The organism is Mesorhizobium sp. M7A.F.Ca.US.006.04.2.1 (assembly GCF_004022915.1).
Classification (GTDB): Bacteria; Pseudomonadota; Alphaproteobacteria; order Rhizobiales; family Rhizobiaceae; genus Mesorhizobium; species Mesorhizobium ciceri.
In genome coordinates this window covers 1-2138 of sequence record NZ_RZQA01000973.1, presented here as the reverse complement: position 1 = coordinate 2138, position 2138 = coordinate 1, and the positions used below count along the sequence as shown (strand labels likewise).

The 2138-nt window shown below is 62.3% G+C and carries 2 protein-coding genes; both read right to left on the bottom strand.

All coding sequences use genetic code 11. The features are described 5' to 3' along the window. Positions 1–118: 118 nt before the first annotated feature. On the bottom strand, positions 119–1129 hold the full coding sequence (locus EN925_RS33000) for a sugar-binding transcriptional regulator (RefSeq protein WP_024502444.1): 1011 nt from the start codon (positions 1127–1129) through the stop codon (positions 119–121). A 423-nt stretch (positions 1130–1552) separates the two neighbouring features. After that, positions 1553–2138: glycerol-3-phosphate dehydrogenase C-terminal domain-containing protein (locus EN925_RS32995; protein WP_281040683.1), on the bottom strand; the 586-nt coding region annotated here is incomplete at its 5' end.

Below are 2138 nucleotides of genomic sequence, written 5' to 3'. Positions count from 1 at the left end.
GGACGACAACCGCGGCGCCGGCAAGTGCCCGACGCAGGGCGGGCGAGGCAGGCCTGGTCGATGCGGTGGCGGCTTTCGCGCTCATGACGCAACCGCCAGCAAGGCTGATCCGCGCTTGTCACGCATTTGGCGATCCTCCGTTCATATGGCGCTTCGCGCCATTGGGTTTTTTCTGTTCGACAAGGGCACGAGCGGTGGACTCGTCGGTGATCAGGCCGCTGAGATAGCGGCTTTCGAGCACCGCTTTGATGGCGCGTATTTTCACTTTGCCGCCGGCGACGGCGACAATCCGGCGGCCCTTCAACTGGTCCCGCGGGAGTGCCAGGATTCTGTCCGACAGCGCCGTTTCCACTGGGCGTCCCTGGTCGTCGAAGAAGTGGGCGAGCAGCTCGCCGACGCCGCCATCGCGTTTGACCTCATCGATTTCGGAATGTTCGATCATGCCGGTGGCGACCAGCGAAGCTTCCCGCTCGGCGGTCCCTATGCCGACGAACATCAGGTCGGACCGGCTTGCGAGGTCGAAGACATCGCTGATGCCGCGCTGCCCAAGCAGCACCTCACGGTCCTCCGCGGTGTTGGCGACAAAAGGCACCGGCATCACATAGGCCTGCGCGCCGGTCCGCTCGGCCAGCCGATGCATGACGTCGTGCGGGTTGGCCGCGAACTTGCGCGTCACACCGCCAAGCAGCGAGACGAAACGGATATGGGCGGCGGCGGTGCGCGTCAGATACTCGACGCTTGCGGCAAGGGTACGGCCGTGGCCGACGCCGATCAGCATGTCCTCGCCGCGATCGATCTCCCGCTTCAGAAACTGAGCGCCGGCGATGCCAAGCGCCTTCAGCGGCAGCTCGTCCTGATCGAGATCCGGAACGACCTCGCAGTAATCGAGCCCGTAAGCATTGATCAGCTGCTGCTCGAGGTCGATGCATTCGCCGACGTCGCCGTCGATGATCACCCTGACCAGGCCATCCTGAGTGGCCCGCGTGATGAGCCGATGCGCCTTGAGGCTGGTCAGGCCGAGCCGCTTGGCCACCTGGGCCTGCGTCAGACCCCCGGCATAGTGAAGCCAGGCCGCGCGGGTGGCGAGGCTGGACTCATGATCGCGGTTAGCGGTTCCGCCGGATTTCAAGCCATCTCCTCCCTGAGATGATATTATTATCTTTGTGTGCAAAAATTTTCACATCCCTGCATTGCTGTCAATCCCCCGCCGGGTTGGGCGCATGCACATACGGGGAATTCACAGGTCTCGCCCTTCCCGAAACGCCGGTCTGCCGGCATTCGGCGGGCAACATCGACCTATTAGGAGGTGAGCATGTTACTCGATCATACGGTGATGTTAATTTAACGTCAATCTGTGTTATCTCAGGCTTAAGCCGGCAGAATTGCACGGCCGTCGGCTATCCAGGTTTTTTTCTAACTAGCTGTTTTTCAGGGATAATATCTAATATCGGCAAAATCCCAATCCGCCTGTGAGTTGGGCGATTTGCGGATGCGGCGCATCCATGGGCAAACCGACCGGATTGCCTTGTGAAGAGCATCGGTGACGGACTGATCAGCCCAGCCGCATCAGGTTCCGGTCCTCGAGTTCCACAATTGCGGCCTCGACTTCCCTTGCAAGGCGCCCGGCGCTCCAGCCCAGCGCCTGTCCGGCAATCGCCGCGATCGCCTGCAGGTCGCGGCCTGTCAGGGAGCCTGATATCGCCAAGGTGCTGCGGCGCATGACGATGTCGGCCAGATGTTCGACGAACTCGTTGCGGACGATGTAGTCGATTTCCAATTTGCTGTAGCTTTCTGAATCCGGCAGCCGACTCTCATCGCCCGACCCATGCGTGGCGATCTGCGTGGCTCTGGTGCCGTATCGCGACAGCAGCGCATCGAGACGCCGTTCCTCAGCGCCCGTCTTCGAGTGAGCCAGAGCCAGCCAACTTGCTCGCGCTGCGGCATTGGTCGGGAAATCCCTGCCGCCGCCGATCGGCATGGCTTGCGTCGTCACCTTGCGGCTGCGCTGCAGGCGGCCGAGCACGGTTTCGGCGACTTCCTCGGCGAAACCGCGAAAGGTCGTCCACTTGCCGCCGACCAGCGAGATGACCGCGAAAGGTCTGTTCCGATCCGGCTCGGTGACCGGCGCGGAGTGGTCA